This is a genomic window from Fibrisoma montanum, assembly GCF_003583365.1.
Lineage (GTDB): Bacteria > Bacteroidota > Bacteroidia > Cytophagales > Spirosomataceae > Fibrisoma > Fibrisoma montanum.
This window is the reverse complement of the sequence record NZ_QXED01000005.1, coordinates 521,838-540,383: the sequence shown is the minus strand read 5'-3', so window position 1 is coordinate 540,383 and position 18,546 is coordinate 521,838. Positions and strand designations below refer to the sequence as shown.

Here is an 18,546-nt window from a genome sequence, read left to right as displayed (position 1 = left end):
AAATGAAAGGAGAAAAGGAAGAAGGGAGGAAAGGAGGAGAGGAAAAACGGGAAAAGGATACCTGCGAGCAACGTGTCCTTTTCTCCTGTCTTCCTCTCCTCCCCTTCCTCCTTTTTATAACGATACCCCCCGCTTCCAGGGGATGAAATCGTCCTGACCGAGTTGCTCGGCTTTGGTGGTTATTTCGCCGGATGCCAGCTGGATGACGTACTCCAGCAGAGCCTCGGCGTTTTCGTCAATACTTTGCTGCCCGTCGATGATGGGGCCGCTGTCGAAGTCGATCACATCAGGCATCCTGGTTTTCAGAGCTGTATTGGTCGAGATCTTCACAACGGGGCATACCGGGTTGCCGGTGGGTGTGCCCAGACCCGTAGTAAACAGAATTACGTTGGCCCCCGAGCCGGCCATACCGGTGGTGGCCTCCACGTCGTTGCCGGGCGTACAGAGCAGATTCAGGCCGGGCGTCTGCACCGGCTCGGTGTAATCCAGTACGTCGGCAACGGGGGCCGTACCACCTTTCTTGGCCGCTCCGGCCGATTTGATGGCGTCGGTGATCAGGCCGTCTTTGATGTTGCCCGGCGACGGGTTCATATCAAATCCCGACCCAACGGCTTCCGCCTGGGCTGAGTACGTCTGCATCAAGTCGATGAATTTCTGTGCTTTGGCCTCGTCGGTGGTGCGGTTGATCAGTTCCTGCTCCACGCCGTTGAGTTCGGGAAACTCGGCCAGTACGGTTTTGCCGCCCAGACCAACGATCAGATCCGACAGATGACCGATGGCCGGATTGGCCGAGATGCCTGAGAAGCCGTCAGACCCGCCACATTTCAGGCCAACCGTAAGCTGGCTGAGGGGTGCCGGCCGACGCTCCTGCCTGTTGACCTGAACCAGCCCCAGAAAAGTTTCCTTGACCGCCTGCGACAGCATCGCGAACTCAGTACCGGCCTGCTGTTCGTAGATCAGCACCGGCTTGTCAAATTTCGGACTCTGCCGGCGGATTTCCTTTTCGAGCATGCTGCCCTGCAAATGCTGGCAACCCAGACTCAGCACGGTAGCCCCCGCTACGTTCGGGTTATTGATAAAACCAGCCAGCAGCGAACACAAAGCCGCCGAATCCTGGCGCGTGCCGCCACAGCCCATCTCGTGCGTGATGAACTTGATGCCGTCTACGTTGGCGAAGGGCCGTGCCACCACCGGCTGGTTGTAGTTCAGGGTGTGCAACTGCGACGGGTCTACGAACGGCTGCATTTTCTTTACCTTGTCGAGTTCGCCCGCCTGGTACAGATGCAGGAGTTCGCGCACCTGCTCCCGATACATCTCCGGCTGCGCATACCCCAGTTCGCGCTCAAACGCATCTTTAAGGATCAGGATGTTGCGGTTTTCGCAGAACACCAGCGGAATCACGAGCCAGTAGTTACGCGTACCGACCCGGCCATCGGCGCGGTGGTAGCCCATGAACGTACGTCCCTGCCAGCGCGCAACGTCGGGCGGCTGCCAGCTATACGACTGCTTCCGGTCCAGGCCGTAGCGATCGGCGTCGTGTTTGAGGTTAAACGTGGTGATTGGTTCGCCGGTATGGATAGGCCGGGTGGCCTTGCCGACCAGTACGCCGTACATGGTAATCGGATCGCCGGGCTGCCGCTCTTCCGTCACGAATTTATGCTTCGCACCCACGGGATGCGGTAATGTATAGGTCTGATCATCGAAGGCAATCTGCTCCCCAGCCGGCAAATCGCGAAGGGCGACGATTACGTTATCGGCGGGATGTACTTTGAGCACTCGGGCGGGCATACTTGATACTGTTTTTTCCGTAAAGAGGCTTCTACACTCGAAATATACCCCTGTTCAAAAAAACTTTACGGCAATTCCTTGCTAATTTCTATACCAATCTCAACTTTGGGCTTCGATTCCATCCTTCAGCCCTTCTCAACCCTATGTCTGTCTCCAATTCCGGTCTGTCGGATCGCCCCGCAACCGTCACCGCCCCCCGGGACAGTTCCCTGTCGGGCGGCCTGACCGGCGACCGTCTGATGTCGATGGATGCGTACCGGGGCTTTGTCATGCTGCTGATGGCGGCCGAACTCCTGCAGTTTCACCGGCTCCACGAAGCGTTTCCCAGCAGTGTGCTCTGGGGGTTGCTGGCTTACCACCAGAGCCACGTCGAATGGGCCGGCTGTTCGCTCCACGATCTGATCCAGCCCTCGTTTTCGTTTCTGGTCGGCGTAGCACTCCCCTACTCCCTCGCCAGTCGGCTGGGGCGCGGGCAATCCCTGCAAACGCAATTCAGTCATGCCCTGCGCCGATCCCTGATTTTGATTCTGCTCGGTATTTTTCTGCGTTCCACGCACCGGGAGCAAACCTATTTCACCTTCGAGGACACCCTGACGCAGATTGGTCTGGGTTATCCGTTTCTGTTTCTGCTCGGCACCACCCGCCCCCGAACGCAATGGATAGCCCTGGCCGGTATCCTGGTCGGCTACTGGCTGCTGTTCGTGCTGTATCCGGCTCCCGGCCCCAATTTTGCCTACGAAGCCGTGGGTGTCCCCCCCGACTGGCCAGAGCATTATACCGGCCTTGCCGCTCATTTTAACAAAAACAGCAATGCGGCCTGGGCGTTCGACCGCTGGTTTCTCAACCTGTTTCCGCGCGAAAAGTCATTTCTGTTTAACGGTGGCGGCTATGCTACGTTAAGTTTCATTCCCACGCTCGGCACCATGCTGCTGGGCCTGCTGGCCGGTCAATGGCTGCGGGCAGGCCTTCCGGCAAGGGCCCTGCTTCGTCGGTTCCTGATCGCTGGGGCCGTAGGTCTGGCGCTGGGCCTGCTGCTGGACGTAACGGGTCTCTGCCCCATCGTGAAGCGGATCTGGACACCGGCCTGGGTGCTGTTCAGCGGAGGCTGGTGCTGCTGGCTCATGGCGCTTTTTTACGGCCTCATCGACGTAGCGGGCAAACGACGCTGGGCGTTTTTCCTGACCGTTATCGGCATGAACTCCATCGCCATCTACTGCCTCGTGCACCTCATCGACCAGTTTATCATCAACTCCTTTCATATTCATCTTGGCCACGGTCCATTTCAGGTGCTTGGCCCCGCCTACGAACCCCTCCTGACCGGAGCCGCGACCCTGGGCGTGTTCTATCTGATTCTGTTGTGGATGTATCGCCGAAGACTTTTCATTCGGATCTAACGTATGCTGACTGCCAATATCCTGAACCTGTTCGACCAGACCATTTTTTATGGCACCCTTACGGTCGAGAATGGCCGCATTGCCCAGATTGAACGGCTCGGCCCCGAAAGCCCGGGCCATCCCTACGTATTGCCGGGCTTCGTCGACGCCCACGTTCACATCGAAAGTTCGTTGCTGACCCCTCCGCAGTTTGCCCGGCTGGCCGTCGTTCATGGCACCGTTGCAACGGTGTCGGACCCCCACGAGATCGGCAATGTACTGGGCGTAGCGGGTGTCGAATACATGATTCAGGAAGGCAAACGGGTGCCGTTCAAGTTTTCCTTCGGGGCACCGTCCTGCGTACCGGCCACCCCGTTCGAAACGGCCGGGGCCACCATCAGCGTGTCCGATGTTCGTTACCTCCTCGGCCTGAAGGAGATCGGTTACCTGGCCGAGATGATGAATTTCCCGGGTGTGCTGAACAGCGACCCCGAGGTTATGGCCAAACTGGCCCTGGCCCGGGCGTTCAATAAACCCGTCGATGGGCATGCCCCCGGTTTGCGGGGCGATGATGCACAGCGGTACATAGACGCCGGCATCTACACGGACCATGAGTGCTTTACGTACGAAGAAGGGCTCGACAAAGCCCAGCGGGGCATGAACATCCTCATTCGGGAAGGCAGCGCGGCCCGCAACTTCGACGCGTTGATCCCGTTGCTGGCCGAATTTCCCAAGCAGGTTATGTTCTGCTCGGACGATAAACACCCGGACACGCTGGTATCCGGACACATCAACCAGCTCGTCGTGCGGGCGCTGCAGCACGGCCACACGCTCTGGCACGTATTGCAGGCAGCCTGTCTGAACCCGGTACTGCACTACCGGCTGCCGGTCGGTTTGCTGCGGGAAGGCGACCCGGCCGATTACATCGTCGTGACGAACCTCACGACGTTTGACATCGAGCAGACGGTGATCAATGGCCAGGCAGTTGCCGTTAACGGGCGGTCGCTGATCGAAAGTCTGAGCAGCGAACACGTCAATCGGTTCGACTGCCCGCCCAAACAGGCAGCCGATTTTGCGGTGCCCGCTCAGGACGGCTCAGACCCGCTCGGACTAATCCGGGTGATCGAAGCCCTGGACGGGCAACTCATTACGAACGAACTGCATCTGGCACCGAAGGTTGAAAACGGTCAACTGGTACCCGACGTTGAAGGCGACATCCTGAAGCTGGTTGTGGTGAACCGGTATGCAGATGCCCCCCCAGCGGTTGCCTTTATCAAAAACTTCGGCCTGAAGCACGGGGCGCTGGCCTCCTCGGTGGGGCACGACTCGCACAACATCACCGCCGTGGGCTGTGACGACGAGAGCATTGCCCAGGCCGTTAACCTGATTATCGAAGCGCGGGGGGGGCTGGCAGCCGTAGCCGAAGCAGCGTCCCATGACCACGATCATGAACGCATGAGCCGCCGGGCGTTTCTGCGCCTGACCACTACGCCCGAAACCCAGGTGCTTCCCCTGCCCGTGGCCGGCCTGATGACCGACGCCGATGGTTTCGACATAGCGGCCCAGTACGAAGCCCTCGATCGGTTTGCAAAGCAGGAGCTGGGCAGTTCACTGGCCGCTCCGTTTATGACGTTATCGTTTATGGCTCTTCTGGTAATTCCTACGCTAAAACTTAGCGATAAAGGTTTATTCGATGGCAAAACCTTCACCTTCACCCCTCTTTATTTGGCGTAAGGGGCATTTTTTAAAAAAATTTTAATATCCATTTTTAAATTCTATTTTTTATCAATAAGTTTACAGACGCCAACCTGTCCTGAACCTCTTACCCGCTACAAATATGCCCCGCAATCGTTCTCAACACGGTCCGGATGATGAAACCCTCTGGAATCAGTTTCGCAGTGGCGATGAAAACGCCTTCGCTCAACTCTACCAGCACTACGTTCAAGTTCTTTACCACTATTGCGCGCATTTTGCGACGGACAAAGCCCTGATCAAGGATTGCATCCACGATCTGTTTGTTGAGCTATGGCGGCATCGGCAAACCATCGGCCCGACTACTTCCGTTCGGTTTTACCTGATGGCATCCATCAAGCGCAAGCTGGTTCGACACTTAACGGCTGAGCAAAAGCTGGTTAGTCAGGATGATGTAGTGGCCAACGGCCGTCGGATGGGTGATACGCTCCTTGGCAGTGACCCATCGCATGAACACATGCTGATCTCGCACGAAGAAGACTCGTTCATGAACGATTGTCTGCACCAGGCGCTTGAGAAACTACCGCGCCGGCAGCGCGAAGCCGTTCACCTGCGGTATTTTCAGAACATGAGCAACGAAGAAATTTCGGCGTTGATGCAAATAAACATTCAATCGGTTTACAATTTAATTTTTGGGGCCATGAGTAACCTTAAGCGTTACGTTACGCCCGAAAACGTGTCATTGTAATTCCTAAGCCCTTGAATCATTACTAGTTTCCCGGCCGTACAAACGGCCGGGCTTCTTTTTATCATGTATCCAAAAACTAAATTTTTCGTTCATAAACTATGTATATCGTTTTTATTTATTAATATTATGTATGGTTGTATATAGCTGATACTAGTATGAACTCCAGGGCTATCATTCGAGCTAGTTTCCTGACCACAGGGCTGATTTCAATGACATTGTTCATGCAATGCCAATCGAATACAGACGAACTTTCTGCCTCTGCACCGCCGACAAGTTTTCCGGACAGCTTATTCGAACCTCCTACGGAAATACGTGGTCGGGTAGCCATCAAAATGGAGCCACATGGCAGCATTCGAGCCAAGGTGTTTCAGGGTGATAGATATTTTTATGAATACATTTTAGACCGGGAGCGACAACAGAACATCCTCGTTCGAGACATCAACAATGCGGCTGTTTACTTACAGAATGAACACCTGATCATTGACGATCTGGCAATAAGACATCGATATGTACTGACATTTAAAGATAATTCTGTTCAGAAGTTTTTAACCAGATTGCCAACCGGTCCGAAGAAGACCTTTATAATTAGAGGATACGGTTCTAGCTTAACTCATTCAAGACCACTTGGACTGGACAATTACTGAATGAGTAACTCACCCCATTCTGTTTAACCAATAAAGCTGGCTTTAACGTATTGATTCAGCTTCACTTCCACAATGGCTTGTATTAGCGGAGTAATATTGATGTTGATTCAGTCCCACCAGGCGGGTAACTTCGCCCTATGGATATCAACTCAACGCCCCTTCCCGAACGGGTCCGCCCCCGCTCACTCGACGACATCATTGGCCAACGTAAGCTGCTGGGTCCCTCGGGGCCGCTGCGTCGGGCAATCGAAGCGGGCAGGCTGCCGTCCATGATTCTGTGGGGACCGCCGGGCGTTGGCAAAACGACACTGGCGCTGCTGCTGGCCGAGGCCGTTAAGCGGCCGTTCGTCAGTCTGAGTGCCATCAACGCCGGTGTCAAGGAAGTGCGCGAGGTGCTGAGCCGACCGGCCGGTCTGTTTCCGCCCGTGGTGTTCATCGACGAAATTCACCGCTTCAACAAAAGCCAGCAGGACGCCCTGCTGGGTGCCGTCGAAAAAGGGCAGATTACCCTGATCGGCGCTACCACCGAAAACCCGTCGTTTGAGGTCAACGGTGCCCTGCTCTCCCGCTGTCAGGTTTATATCCTTGAAGCCCTGAGCCGCGACGAACTGATCCAGCTCGTTGACCGGGCCATTGCACAGGACAAGTTTCTGCAATCGAAACAGATCACCGTAGCGTCATACGATACGCTGCTCCGGTTGTCCGGGGGCGATGGCCGCAAACTCCTCAACCTGCTGGAACTCGTGGCATCGGCCCATGTACTGGCCGAACCTTTGGTCATTACCGACGACCTGGTAATGAGCGTTGCCCAGCAGAACATCGCCCGCTACGACAAATCCGGCGAGCAGCACTACGACATTATTTCGGCATTCATCAAATCCCTGCGCGGCTCCGACCCGAACGCAGCGTTGTACTGGATGGCACGGATGCTGGTGGCGGGCGAAGATCCGGTGTTCATTGCCCGTCGGATGCTGATTCTGGCGTCGGAAGACATCGGCAACGCCAACCCAACAGCCATGATCATGGCATCGGAAGCGATTCAGGCCGTCAAAGTAATCGGTATGCCGGAGGGCCGGATCATTCTGTCGCAGGTGGCAGTGTATCTGGCCACATCGCCGAAAAGCAATGCCAGCTACGTAGCAATCAACGAGGCCATCGCCCTGGCCGAACAGACCGCCCACCTGCCCGTACCGCTGCACCTGCGCAACGCCCCCACGAAGCTGATGAAACAGATCGGCTACGGCAGAGAGTACGAGTACGCCCACGACTACGACGGCAATTTTTCGCAACAGAATTACCTGCCCGACGACCTGAAAGGCCACAAACTCTACGAGCCCGGTCACAACGCCCGCGAAGCCGAAATCCGGCGGAGTCTGCAGAAGTGGTGGGGGGAGTGGTACGGGTATTGAGCAGGCTCCAGCAAGACAGATGATGCTTGTGCAGAGAGTCGGCTACGCCCGTAACTCGCTCGGTAGATAGCCAAAATGCTTACGGAAAGCATGTGAAAAGTGATGGACATACTGATAGCCCAGTGTGTCGGCAACTTCAGCAACGGTTTGCTGTCGCTCCAGTAAGAGTTGACGGGCGTGATTCATGCGCAAGTCGGTCAGGTACCCGAACACCGTCGTGTTGAACAGTGTGCGAAAGCCTTTTTTAAGTTTGAAATCATTCAAACCTACCGAGCGCGCAATTTCTAACAAGGTGGTGGGTTGGAGAAAATGTTCATCCAGCCAATTTCTGACCGTTATCAATTTATCTACATCATCCTTTCTGAGCCCCGTGGCCGGCCTCGATTGAGTCGCGCTGACCTGTTCAATTTGCAAGGCCAGTAATTCCAGTAATTTAGCTTCGAGAAACAAGCGTTTAGTCAAGCCAACAAACGGACAGTTTAAGAAAGCATAGAGGATCGCTTTCATGGCCGGTGTCGCCGATGGATTGAAAGGAGCTAGTGAGTGCGCTTTTTCTTTATCCATATCTTCAGCCAACGAATCCAGAAAATCGATTCCGTGCTGATCATCAAGAAACCGCCGGAACAACCCGGGTGAAAATTGCACCGCAAAGGTTGAAACAGAAGGCCCTTGCAGGTGCAGGTCACCCTCGTAGGCCGGGGTATACACCAGATTGCACTGACCGGATTGGTAATGCCGATTGGCCTGGTGACATCGGCGAATATTGCTTAGCCCGTTAAGCTGCACGAACAGATCAACCGTTGGTTCATTCTGTTCAGTTCGCAAGACGATGTCCTGGTCGGTCTGACTCAGGGCGTGCGTAATCTTTACATTCTCCATTACCAGTTCCGTAATTGACCAGGGAATTCCAGCATTCAGCGCGGAAATCTGCTTTTGTGTTAACCCGGCCCGCTCATCCGTTTCGACCTGGTATTTGCTCTCGTAAGAGATATACCGGCCGGCCCCGTCTTTCGCCTTAATTACCATCGCCTTATCCAGAGGTTAGCTTGGTCTTCTCTTGACGAATATACGGAAAAATGGAGTATGCAGGCCTGCCCAACGAGCCCTGACAGATAATCCGTCTCGCGTGGGTGAGAATCCGTTTGACGTAGCCGAGTTCGACAGCGACGCGACAATTTTACGGGCGAAACGCACTCTAAACCATTAGCGTCATGATTCGGATTCTCCTGATGTTCATACTCGTGGAAGCCTGGCTGGTTAGTCAACCAGGCTTTACAGTCGCTCAGAAAGTCGTTGACCAGAAAACGCGCTTTCGGTTCGCGCAGATGCATCTGGGCTTCGACGGTCAATACATTCCTCCGATCCGTAGCGGGTATTTAAGCGCCACGGGTGAACAACGACCCTTTACGGTACCCGGTACGTATCACCCGCGCTTCACTATTGGCGCCACTCACTTCTGGGGATTAGTTGATCTGTACGTTTCCTTTCCGCTAACCTCGCTTGGTCCAAAGGTGCCTGAGGTTCAAGAATATAACGTATCAACGAATGTAACAACCGGTGCCCGAGTGCATCCGCTCCAGCTACGCTACCACCGGCTTAACCCGTACGTGGGTGCATCCTGGGCTACATTGGCCTACAATCAGCGGATAAATGAACAACTCGCGGGAACCACTTTTACCAAAGATGTTATCACGCTGGAAGGTGGTCTGAGCTGGCTGGCCGGGCCGCATTGGTTCGAGCTGGGAGTTCAGTACCTGCCCAGCCGCGAATTGACATACGCCACCTCCCGCCAGACCAGCGCGCCGGTTCGTTTCCCCGCTTTTACGGTGCAGCTTGCCTATAAATTTCTGCTCGATGTGACGCGTCCGCTGGAAAAAGACAACAAAGATTCGTTCGGTCAGTACTTACGGGAACGTCGGCAACTGAGCGGCTTTCACCTTGATGTTGGACCATCGGCGGCTTTTACGTTACCCCGTTCGGAGTACAACACCCGTAACCGGCCTTACCTCAACAATCCACCCGGCAACAAGGCCTTCCTCGACCTGTCGGCAGGTTATTATTTCTACAAACCTGATTTCGATATTCGGTTGGCCCATCGCTACATTGTTGCCGACCATACCGCTTATGGCTTAACCCAGGAGTTCGCCCGCCGGTCCATAAGTCTGGAGGCTTACAAATATCTGCTGGATTACCACGGTTTTGTTCCATTCCTGGGGTTAAGTCTTTCGCGGGAGCAATTGAGCGTCCGTGAAGTGGATGAAGGCGCTTCGGTAACAAATCAACGTGAATTACGCTATACGCCGGGGCTAGTGTTTGGCTGGGATATCCGGCCGGTCCGTTATGAGTCGATCATTCTGCGTACCAATCTGCGCTACTCGCCTTTCCTTAAGACGCAGGTGAACGGCCAATCCATTTCGTTTCAACAGCTCGAATTCAATTTCATCCAAGCCGTCGTTTATCCCCAGCGACTGTTGGCCAGTCGACGATATCGCAAGCTATAAGCTTGATGTTGAAAATAGCCCGACCCACTTGTGCCTCAATTATGGAACAACCTCCGGTTATTCGACTGATTGATTCAGATGTACGCCCCCTGGCGGAGACGATGGCCCGTGCGTTTCTGCAGGGTCCAAACTTCGTTTATACGCAGCCCGACGAAGCCCGGCGTCGACAAACCCTGCCTGCCATGTTCAGTTGTTTCATCCGGATCGGGCAGCAGGTGGGCACTGTGTACACAACTGACGAACGTAATGGAGCTGCCATCTGGGCCGCGCCCGGTCGTCATGCAGGCTTCATTGACTCATGGCGAGCGGGTTTTTTAGCTTTACCGTTGCGGCTGAGATTCAGTGCAGTGGTACGTCTTGGCCAACTTGGAACGCATCTGAGCAGCAAACGCAGGGCATTGATGCCAGAACCTCACTGGTATCTGATGGCCTTGGCGGTTGATCCGTACCAGCAGGGAAAGGGCCTGGGTAGCCACTTAATACGACCAGTCCTGACCCAGGCTGATAGGGCCGGGCAAGCCTGCTATCTGGAAACATTTGTCAGACAAAACCTGCATTTTTACGAAAAGCACGGCTTTCAGACATTGGGTAAGTGTACCCTTCCCAATGGTGGGCCAACGTACTGGACAATGAAACGGCTATCGACCTGAGGTGATTTTCCTTCATCGGTTCGTTTTCCTTGCCGAGGCAACCCAGAATACAATACCAAAGAAGTTCCGCACTCGCCCGAAGCAACCCTTAAGCAGGCTGATTTGGCAAACAACTGTCGGGCAGGTTACGCCACATGACCGATCGCTTGGTTACCGTTAAATTTTTCACCTACACAGTTCGCCCGTTAACCTACTGAATACGGCGCTTAACCTACCTCCTCAAAACGGGTATTGATCCGCTTTGCACCTTTGAATCGTCAATCTGAACAAGATAAAACGATTGAAAGTCATGAAGGTGCAATTTACCATACCGACCCGGGACAGATACTCACTGACAGCACACCTGTTCCAGCCTGTCAACCCAAAAGCAGTACTACTTATAAGCGGTGCCTGTGCGGTAGGGCAATACTTTTACTTCAATCTCGCGGCATTCCTCGAAGAGCAGGGATTTGCCGTACTGACCTACGACTACCGGGGTATCGGGCAGTCGGCACCGGAACGGCTGACGCGCCGATTCGAAGCGGGTATCAGCGTCATGGCCAGCGACTTCGACGATGTGGTTGGCTGGATTGAAGGCGCGTTTCCAACCAAACCCATTGGTCTGCTTGGCCACTCACTGGGCGGTATCTGCGCCGTGCTGTCGCAGAAGAACAACCGGTTCTACACCATGTTTACGGTCGGTACGCAGATGGCTTACTACAAGGACTGGGGCCCCGACTGGTGGACCCGCACCCAGACCTTCCTGAACTGGCATGTCATCATGCCGACGGTAACGAAACTGGTTGGTTATATGCCCGGTCGGCAATGGCACCTGGGGATGGAAAACCTGCCCGCTACGCTGGTCCGCGACATCCACAACCGCCGGAAATACACCGACATCTACACTTACCTGAAAACGCTGGGCCTACAGCCAACGCCGGAACGGATTCGCTGCCCGGTAATGGCCATGACCACGTACGACGATCCAATCTGCACGACCCAGGCACTGGACCGCTTTTTCGGCGAACTGTCCAACGCCCGGATTGTCCGCCGGCGGCTCGAACCGGCCGCTACACAACACGAGCCGGTCGGCCACCTGAATTTTTTCCGTAAGCGATTTGCCAGCTTTCTATGGGACATGGTTAGCGACTGGTTCGACACGTATCTGCCCACACCGGTCCCACCCCAGCCAACGTCCCGTTCCGCATCACCACACTTTGCTTTTTACGCGTATCAACCAATCAACCAACAATAAATCTAGTGTTCATCATGAAACCGACTATCTTCCTCCTGATCGCTGCCTTCAGCACCCTGGTAACGTTTGCGTCTGCTCAAACCCTGGTACAGGCCAACTTTGAAAAACCCGCTTTACCGGCCTACAACGTAGAAAACAGTCCGGCCGTCAGTGTAGCCCCGAGTTTCCCGGGTGGTCATAGGGCGCTCTACGCCTACCTGGCCGTTACGGTAGAATACCCCGAAGCAGCCCGCAGCCTGGGCGTCGAAGGAACGGTTCGTGTGCAGTTCCGGGTCAAACCCGACGGCACCTTTGAAAAAGTACGGATCATTCAATCGGCCGGGAAACTGCTCGACAAGGCGGTACTGGATGCGGTTGCAAAAATGCCCCGCTGGATGCCGGCTCAGCTGCAGGGTGAAACGGTTGCTCACTGGATCGACTTTCCGGTTACGTTCAAAATTGATTAATCAACAAACTAAATCAGTACGCTTGTCCAACTATACATGAAGAAGGCCCGTTTCTGCAGCCGGGCCAGTCGGGGGCGCTGGTCGTCCCCGACCATTTTCATGCAGACCAATGCAATTTTTGGTAGCTTTATAGCCACACGAACGACCTGACCTTTACTTTTTTAATAAATGCTTCCTGCCACCGACCTCTCCGCTTTCCGAATGCAACAGGATGCCGTGGCCGACGCCCTGATCGCTGATCTGGTGCGTGATCATGACATCCAGGCAGCCAACCGCCTGCTGCAAACCCTGACCCGCAATTACGACCTGCGGGGAAGCCTGCTACCCGGCCCAATTGGCGAACGACTGGACCAGTATCTCGAAGAAACTGCCCTGCCCCCAGCCTGGGCCAATCCGGATGCCATCCGTACGGCCCAGCGGGTGTTTGCCACCAACGCCGTTACGATCGCGATGCTGCTGAACTTTCGCTCGCTGCCCATGGCCTATTCCTGCGCCAACGGCTCGAAAGTGCTCTACGAAACCGGGCTGCTCACCGCCCGCGATGGCGTACCGAATCTGGTCCGGCGGCTGATGGAAACGGCGCAGTTTGTCATCTATGCGATGGAGCCGGGAGGCTTGTCGCCGGGCGGGCGTGGGATTATAACAACCCAGAAGGTCCGGCTGATTCATGCCTCGATCCGGCACCTGCTCATTACCCAGCGCGACTGGGATCACCAGAACCACGGCGCGCCGATCAATCAGGAGGATATGGCCGGTACGCTGCTGTCGTTCAGCGCGCTGGTCGTCGAAGGCCTTGAGATGAGCGGCTATAAGCTGAGTCAGGAACAGAAAGACGCGTACATCCACTGCTGGAACGTAGTGGGTCACTGGCTGGGCCTCGACGAACGGCTGATGGCCCCCAACTACGACGAAGCGCTGCAATTGGGCTACACGATCTTCGACCAGCAGCTGGCGGCTTCGCCCTGGGGTGTTCAGCTGGCCGCGGCACTCGCCGAAGACATGGGCCGGAAAGTGGGGGTACTGCTCAAACCGGCGGTGCCCGTGCTGATCCGCTACTATTGCGGCAACCACGTCGGCGACGTACTGGGTATTGGTCAGATCCCATTGGCCAACCAGCGCCGGGTAGCCAACCGGATCAAGCTGCTGACTTCGGGGCGTCAGCGGGCCGAAACCCTCGTACCCGTGCTGCGGTGGCTGCTCGGAAAAATGTCCGTCGATTTCCTGCAGAACACCACCACGATGTTCAACGGCTTCAAGCACGTTCAGTTCTACATACCCTCCTACCTTACCGAAGGCGCTGAGGCCCTTCGCCGACAAAACGAACCCCGATGAAACCACCCTGTACCTATACGCCCGATCAGTGGCTTAACCTCTGCGACTACACCCCCCTTGAGATTGGTCTCGTGCTGGTCGGTACGGTATTCTGGAACATTGCCTACGGCATCATCATCCGCAATGGCCTCCGTTACCAGTACGTCGAGATGCCGTATCTGGCGGGGGCGTCCAACTTTGCCTGGGAGCTGGTGTGGGGCTTCGTCCTGCTCACCGACATGGGCCGGCTGTTTGTCTGGGGCCTGCGCGGCTGGTTCTTTATGGATATTTTCATTTTTATCCTGCTCCTGCGCTACGGCAGCAAGCAAATCGTTAACCCCGCGGTGCGGCCGTATTTTGCCTGGATCAAGATATCCGTGTTTCTGTTCTGGATTCCGGTGTTTTATTTCTTCTATCAGGAAGGCTACGACACCAGCATGGGCGCTACGTCGGCCTACATCATTACGGTCGTGATGTCGGCGCTGTATATTCAGCACATTATCAGCCGGCCGGCGGGCAGCGTGTTTTCAGGCTTATCGGCCTGGTGTCAGCTTATCAGCAACACACTGATGAGCGTGTTTGTCTGGCTCAAATACCCCGACAAGCATTTTCTCCAGTTGTTAACCCTTGCCGTTTTTATTCTGAATGCAGTGTATGTTTTTATCCAACACAGGCAGGCGACCGAACTTCGTCATCCGGTGCTTCCTCATCAGTCTGCTGCTGTTCAGGCTAACTGACACCTGGGCCGCCGAACCGCTGACCGTTGCCGACTCCAAGCGCATCTATGCTGTGGCCGACCATAGCGACATGCTTACATCCAGCGTCCATGCCGACCAGATCGGGAAGCACTGGTCGGCGTTTCGGCCGTTCGACTACCACCAGGTCCGCATCGACGTTGACACCAACAATGTGTACTGGTTTCGGTTTACCGTACGCAACCAGACCGACGAATCGCTGTACCTGGTGGTGCCAACGCTCGGCTATGCTACCGTACTGCTCTATGAATGGTCTAACGGCCGGACGTTCCCCATCGGTAAAGGGGGCCTTCAGGCGGTAATGGCCGAAAAATACCTGCCCGCCAGCCGCGACATCATGCGGTTGCCGCTTCGGCCGGGGCAGCAGAAGACTTACCTGCTCAGAATGAACCGGTTCGACCGGAAGTCGCTGCCGGCCAGTATTTATCCGCAGTACGCCCTGATTCGAGAGTCGCACCCAACGGATGTTATTGAGGGGTTGCTGTTCGGTATTCTGCTGGCTGTCGTTTTGTATCAGCTCTTGATTTACGCCGTAACGCACGAACGCGACTATCTGCTGTTGGGCGGGTATTTGTTTGCCTTCACGCTTCAACTGGCCATTTTTTCGGGCCACTTTTACGAACTCTTTCGCGACATTCCGTTCTGGCTCAACGACCGGCTGTTCTACGCCATCCCGATCATGACGGCGCTGCTGTCGTTTGCGTTTGCCTACTATTTTCTGAGGATCAAAACCCGGACCGACCCCATCATCCGGTATGGATTTCGGCTGCTGTTCGGCTTTTTTCTGATTTTTCTGATAGCCGCGGTGTTCGGTTTTGGCCGTATCGCGGTTCTTTACCAGAACACGACCCCACTGGCCGCGGCCTTCATGCTGTACACGGGTACCCGGATTTACCGCACGGGCTATAAACCGGCGTTTCTGTTCCTGATCGCCTACTCCGTTCCCATTTTCGCGATCCTTTACCTGTCGCTGTACATCTACGGCATCCTGACCTATTCATGGCTGAACCACACCATGCTGCTGATGAGCAGCGACGCCCATGCGATCCTGTTTTCCATTGCCATTGCCTACAAAATCAAGACGTACAAGGACGAAACGGAACGGCTCATTGTTGCGCAGAACATCCAGCTGGAGCAGAAAGTAGCCGAACGAACCCGCGAACTGGCCGAAGATAAAATCCGGATTCAGGAGCAGTCGGACCAGTTGAAGATGGTCATGAAGGAACTGCACCACCGGGTCAAGAACAACCTCAGCATCGTTTCGGGCCTGCTGAGCCTGCAATCGAACCAACTGACCGACGAGCAGGCGATTCGGGCGTTTCAGGAAGGGCAGCAGCGCATCGAGGTTATGTCCCTCATTCACCAGCAGTTATATAAGACGGATCAGATTTCGACTATCGATATTCGTCAGTATATTCGCGAACTGACAGCCGGCCTTATCCACGCCTACGGCTTCGGCGAGCGCTCGTTTGATTTTCAGTTCCATAGTGATTTCGATGAATTGAACATCGACCTGGCCATTCCGCTCGGCCTGATTCTGAACGAATTACTGACCAATGCCTTCAAGTATGCGTACCGGGCCGTCGACAAGCCGGTTCTGATCATCAACCTCCACAAACAGGCCGGGCTTGTGCTCGAAGTACAGGACAACGGCCCCGGCATCGATGTATCGAACTGGGAGCGGTCGGGTGGTTCGTTTGGTAAACGGCTGATCAAAGGCCTGAGTCAGCAGACGGGGGGTGAGTTTACCATTGACAACACGAACGGCACCCGGTTTCAACTGCACATTCCGGAAAGCGAACTGGCACTGGCCTGATTTCAGACATCATCACTAGTACATCCTGCCATGGAGTCGAACACAAAAGTTAATATTCTGATCGTTGAAGACGAAGCTATTCTGGCAATGGCCCTCAGCGACAGCCTGGAAGCCGAAGGGTACAACGTGGTCGGTATCGCCAACAATGGCACCAAAGCCGTCGATCTGTTCGAACGTAACCCGGTGGATCTACTGCTGTGCGATATCAACATCAAAGGCGATTTCGATGGCATCGAAACGGTCCGGCGCATCACCAACGTCCGGCCGATTCCGGTCATCTACCTGACCGCCCTGTCGGATTCGGACACCCTCGACCGCGCCAAACAAACGTACCCGGCGGCCTACATGACCAAGCCGTATAATCTGCTCAACCTGCGGATTTCCATCGATATGTCGCTGCATACGTTCAGTACGCGCTCCCTGCCTACCGGCAAGACCACGGCCGCAGCTCCGGAGCGGGACACCATCCTGCAAATCGACGATGATGTGTTTATCAAGCAGGGCTATCAGTACGTGAAGATTCACTTCAGCGACATCCTGATTCTGGAAGCCGAGGACATTTACACTACGTTTGTCACCACCACCAAGAAGTACGCGCTGCGCCTGCCGCTGACGGCCGTTCTTGACAAACTGAACCACAAACGGCTGGTCCGTGTGCATCGCTCGTATGCGGTCAATATCAGCCGCGTGGATGTGTTCAACGACCACGAAATGACCATCGGGCCGCATATCGTTCCGCTCGGCAAAAACTACAAAGACGAGTTTCTGAACAGCTTCCGATTTAAATAGGTCAGGCGGCTCAATGCCACCTGACCGAACCAGACGTATTGCACCCGCTATTGGGACTTAGCCAGGAGTGTTGCCGATACGCATGAGCCGGTTGTCCGGTTAGCAGGTAACCGAACCCAGCGTATGGTTTTCCAGCTCCAGCAGAAAGCCCAGGTTGAACACAGAGAGGAAGGTTTTCATAGCGGTACGTTGTTTTGTTGCGAACTGTTTCGTCTGATTGACACTGTAAAAGTAGCCGCTACAACCGGGCCCGTGGGACCGATGACGGTGAAAGCCGGGGGTTGGTAGGCAAACCGGCTTGCTATGTAGGTAAAATAAAAGCGCGGGTCATCCCACCCGCGCTTTCTGTTGTCTCAAGGCAGCATCCATTCGGATGAGCATTAAAACGCCACCGGTTTCAACCGGAGGCCGGCCTCTTCGGGCAAGCCAAAAATAAGGTTCATGTTCTGCACGGCCTGCCCCGACGCCCCTTTGGTCAGGTTGTCGATCACGCTGGTAATGAGTAGTTGACCGTCGTGGACCTCCAGGTGCAGGAAGCACTTGTTGGTGTTCACAATCTGCTTTACATCGACCGGCGTTTCGCTCACGTGGGTAAACGGATGTCCTTCGTAATACGCCCGGTACAGTGCCTTGGCTTCCTCGCGGGTTCCGGCAAAGGGCGTGTAGACGTTGGCCATGATACCACGCGTGAAGTCGCCCCGGTACGGCACAAAATTGATCGCCTTTTCAAAATCCGGCTGCAGTGTGGTCAGGCTCTGCCGGATTTCGTTTAGGTGCTGGTGCGAAAACGCTTTGTAAATCGACAGGTTGTTGTTGCGCCACGTAAAGCCCGTAGTCGGCACCAGGGCCTGACCCGCCCCCGTACTCCCCGTTACGGCGCTGACATGCACGGCGTCGGTGAGTCGGCCGGCGGCAGCCAGGGGCAACAGAGCCAGCTGAATGGACGTAGCGAAACAGCCGGGGTTTGCAATCCGGTCTGATTCCCTGATCCGGTCGCGCTGCAGCTCGGGCAGACCGTACACAAAGTCCCCGGACTCGTCGCGGAAGTCGGTGCTGAGGTCAATGATGGCGACGTTATCGGGCACTTCGTTTTCGGCCAGAAACTTAGCTGACTCACCGTGACCCGAGCACAGGAAAATGGCATCGAGTCCTTCCTGCGTCAGCAGCGTAGCGGGCTCCTCTCCCGAAAAGGTCAGGTCGGTGTCGCCCAGCAGGTCGGTATGTGTCGCGTACACGGGTTTGCCGGCCTGGCTTTTGCTGTGCACGAACGCTACGTCCGCGAAAGGATGATTGAGTAAAATACGCAGCAGTTCGCCACCCGTGTAGCCCGCTCCGCCAATGATGCCTACGTTGATTCTCATTTTTTTACCGCAAAGGCGCTAAGAATACG

At 55.2% G+C, this 18,546-nt stretch carries 16 protein-coding genes; 13 read left to right on the top strand and 3 right to left on the bottom strand.

Going from position 1 to position 18,546, the window contains the following annotated elements; translation table 11 throughout:
- Positions 1–114: 114 nt before the first annotated feature.
- Positions 115–1,788 carry a UxaA family hydrolase gene (locus tag DYU11_RS19210; RefSeq protein ID WP_119669320.1) on the bottom strand — a complete coding sequence of 558 codons (1,674 nt, stop codon included), beginning with the start codon at positions 1,786–1,788 and terminating at the stop codon, positions 115–117.
- A 143-nt stretch (positions 1,789–1,931) separates the two neighbouring features.
- Here DYU11_RS19210 and DYU11_RS19205 point away from each other — a divergent pair, with 143 nt between their 5' ends.
- The 5 genes from DYU11_RS19205 (at position 1,932) to DYU11_RS19185 (ending at position 7,654) form a co-directional block, all read left to right on the top strand.
- Positions 1,932–3,182, top strand: coding sequence for an acyltransferase family protein (locus DYU11_RS19205; RefSeq protein ID WP_374755994.1), 1,251 nt, complete (start codon positions 1,932–1,934; stop codon positions 3,180–3,182).
- A gap of 3 nt (positions 3,183–3,185) precedes the next feature.
- A complete protein-coding gene (gene ade, locus DYU11_RS19200; protein ID WP_119669319.1) occupies positions 3,186–4,895 on the top strand; it encodes an adenine deaminase in 1,710 nt (569 codons plus the stop codon).
- A 103-nt stretch (positions 4,896–4,998) separates the two neighbouring features.
- Positions 4,999–5,601, top strand: a complete 603-nt coding sequence (locus DYU11_RS19195; RefSeq protein WP_009281182.1) for an RNA polymerase sigma factor — start codon at positions 4,999–5,001, stop codon at positions 5,599–5,601.
- Positions 5,602–5,756: 155 nt separating this feature from the next.
- On the top strand, positions 5,757–6,245 hold the full coding sequence (locus DYU11_RS33010; protein WP_147367972.1) for a hypothetical protein: 489 nt from the start codon (positions 5,757–5,759) through the stop codon (positions 6,243–6,245).
- A gap of 137 nt (positions 6,246–6,382) precedes the next feature.
- Positions 6,383–7,654 (top strand): replication-associated recombination protein A, encoded by a 1,272-nt coding sequence (locus DYU11_RS19185; protein ID WP_119669317.1) that lies wholly within the window; start codon positions 6,383–6,385, stop codon positions 7,652–7,654.
- Positions 7,655–7,696: 42 nt separating this feature from the next.
- Here the strand turns inward: DYU11_RS19185 and DYU11_RS19180 are convergent, their stop codons facing one another.
- The gene (locus tag DYU11_RS19180) at positions 7,697–8,680 is read right to left on the bottom strand and encodes a helix-turn-helix transcriptional regulator (protein ID WP_119669316.1); all 984 of its coding nucleotides are present in this window, start codon (positions 8,678–8,680) and stop codon (positions 7,697–7,699) included.
- Positions 8,681–8,865: 185 nt separating this feature from the next.
- On the opposite strand from DYU11_RS19180, the gene DYU11_RS19175 reads away from it, so the two are divergent.
- The 8 genes from DYU11_RS19175 (at position 8,866) to DYU11_RS19140 (ending at position 17,156) form a co-directional block, all read left to right on the top strand.
- Complete coding sequence (locus DYU11_RS19175; RefSeq protein WP_119669315.1) at positions 8,866–10,155, top strand: hypothetical protein; 1,290 nt, start codon at positions 8,866–8,868, stop codon at positions 10,153–10,155.
- 41 nt (positions 10,156–10,196) lie between these two features.
- A complete protein-coding gene (locus DYU11_RS19170; RefSeq protein WP_158600315.1) occupies positions 10,197–10,805 on the top strand; it encodes a GNAT family N-acetyltransferase in 609 nt (202 codons plus the stop codon).
- Positions 10,806–11,094: 289 nt separating this feature from the next.
- On the top strand, positions 11,095–12,039 hold the full coding sequence (locus DYU11_RS19165; RefSeq protein WP_119669313.1) for an alpha/beta hydrolase family protein: 945 nt from the start codon (positions 11,095–11,097) through the stop codon (positions 12,037–12,039).
- 14 nt (positions 12,040–12,053) lie between these two features.
- The gene (locus tag DYU11_RS19160) at positions 12,054–12,485 is read left to right on the top strand and encodes an energy transducer TonB (protein WP_119669312.1); all 432 of its coding nucleotides are present in this window, start codon (positions 12,054–12,056) and stop codon (positions 12,483–12,485) included.
- A 168-nt stretch (positions 12,486–12,653) separates the two neighbouring features.
- Positions 12,654–13,817, top strand: a complete 1,164-nt coding sequence (locus tag DYU11_RS19155; protein WP_119669311.1) for an oxygenase MpaB family protein — start codon at positions 12,654–12,656, stop codon at positions 13,815–13,817.
- Positions 13,814–14,533: a transmembrane-type terpene cyclase gene (locus DYU11_RS19150; RefSeq protein WP_119669310.1), complete on the top strand. Its 720-nt coding sequence runs from the start codon at positions 13,814–13,816 to the stop codon at positions 14,531–14,533. Before DYU11_RS19155 ends, DYU11_RS19150 begins: the two co-directional genes overlap by 4 nt.
- Positions 14,451–16,367 carry a 7TM diverse intracellular signaling domain-containing protein gene (locus tag DYU11_RS19145; protein WP_158600314.1) on the top strand — a complete coding sequence of 639 codons (1,917 nt, stop codon included), beginning with the start codon at positions 14,451–14,453 and terminating at the stop codon, positions 16,365–16,367. The genes DYU11_RS19150 and DYU11_RS19145 overlap by 83 nt, the downstream gene beginning before the upstream one ends.
- A 30-nt stretch (positions 16,368–16,397) precedes the next feature.
- Complete coding sequence (locus tag DYU11_RS19140) at positions 16,398–17,156, top strand: response regulator (RefSeq protein ID WP_119669308.1); 759 nt, start codon at positions 16,398–16,400, stop codon at positions 17,154–17,156.
- 380 nt (positions 17,157–17,536) lie between these two features.
- Here DYU11_RS19140 and argC read toward each other — a convergent pair whose 3' ends face one another.
- Positions 17,537–18,517, bottom strand: coding sequence for an N-acetyl-gamma-glutamyl-phosphate reductase (gene argC / locus DYU11_RS19135; protein WP_119669307.1), 981 nt, complete (start codon positions 18,515–18,517; stop codon positions 17,537–17,539).
- Positions 18,518–18,546 lie beyond the last annotated feature (29 nt).

Bases quoted from the DNA above. Each gene is read 5' to 3' on its own strand.
- DYU11_RS19210 (WP_119669320.1), bottom strand. From the start codon at position 1,788: ATGCCCGCCCGAGTGCTCAAAGTACATCCCGCCGATAACGTAATCGTC.
- DYU11_RS19205 (WP_374755994.1), top strand. From the start codon at position 1,932: ATGTCTGTCTCCAATTCCGGTCTGTCGGATCGCCCCGCAACCGTCACC.
- ade (WP_119669319.1), top strand. From the start codon at position 3,186: ATGCTGACTGCCAATATCCTGAACCTGTTCGACCAGACCATTTTTTAT.
- DYU11_RS19195 (WP_009281182.1), top strand. From the start codon at position 4,999: ATGCCCCGCAATCGTTCTCAACACGGTCCGGATGATGAAACCCTCTGG.
- DYU11_RS33010 (WP_147367972.1), top strand. From the start codon at position 5,757: ATGAACTCCAGGGCTATCATTCGAGCTAGTTTCCTGACCACAGGGCTG.
- DYU11_RS19185 (WP_119669317.1), top strand. From the start codon at position 6,383: ATGGATATCAACTCAACGCCCCTTCCCGAACGGGTCCGCCCCCGCTCA.
- DYU11_RS19180 (WP_119669316.1), bottom strand. From the start codon at position 8,680: ATGGTAATTAAGGCGAAAGACGGGGCCGGCCGGTATATCTCTTACGAG.
- DYU11_RS19175 (WP_119669315.1), top strand. From the start codon at position 8,866: ATGATTCGGATTCTCCTGATGTTCATACTCGTGGAAGCCTGGCTGGTT.
- DYU11_RS19170 (WP_158600315.1), top strand. From the start codon at position 10,197: ATGGAACAACCTCCGGTTATTCGACTGATTGATTCAGATGTACGCCCC.
- DYU11_RS19165 (WP_119669313.1), top strand. From the start codon at position 11,095: ATGAAGGTGCAATTTACCATACCGACCCGGGACAGATACTCACTGACA.
- DYU11_RS19160 (WP_119669312.1), top strand. From the start codon at position 12,054: ATGAAACCGACTATCTTCCTCCTGATCGCTGCCTTCAGCACCCTGGTA.
- DYU11_RS19155 (WP_119669311.1), top strand. From the start codon at position 12,654: ATGCTTCCTGCCACCGACCTCTCCGCTTTCCGAATGCAACAGGATGCC.
- DYU11_RS19150 (WP_119669310.1), top strand. From the start codon at position 13,814: ATGAAACCACCCTGTACCTATACGCCCGATCAGTGGCTTAACCTCTGC.
- DYU11_RS19145 (WP_158600314.1), top strand. From the start codon at position 14,451: ATGTTTTTATCCAACACAGGCAGGCGACCGAACTTCGTCATCCGGTGC.
- DYU11_RS19140 (WP_119669308.1), top strand. From the start codon at position 16,398: ATGGAGTCGAACACAAAAGTTAATATTCTGATCGTTGAAGACGAAGCT.
- argC (WP_119669307.1), bottom strand. From the start codon at position 18,517: ATGAGAATCAACGTAGGCATCATTGGCGGAGCGGGCTACACGGGTGGC.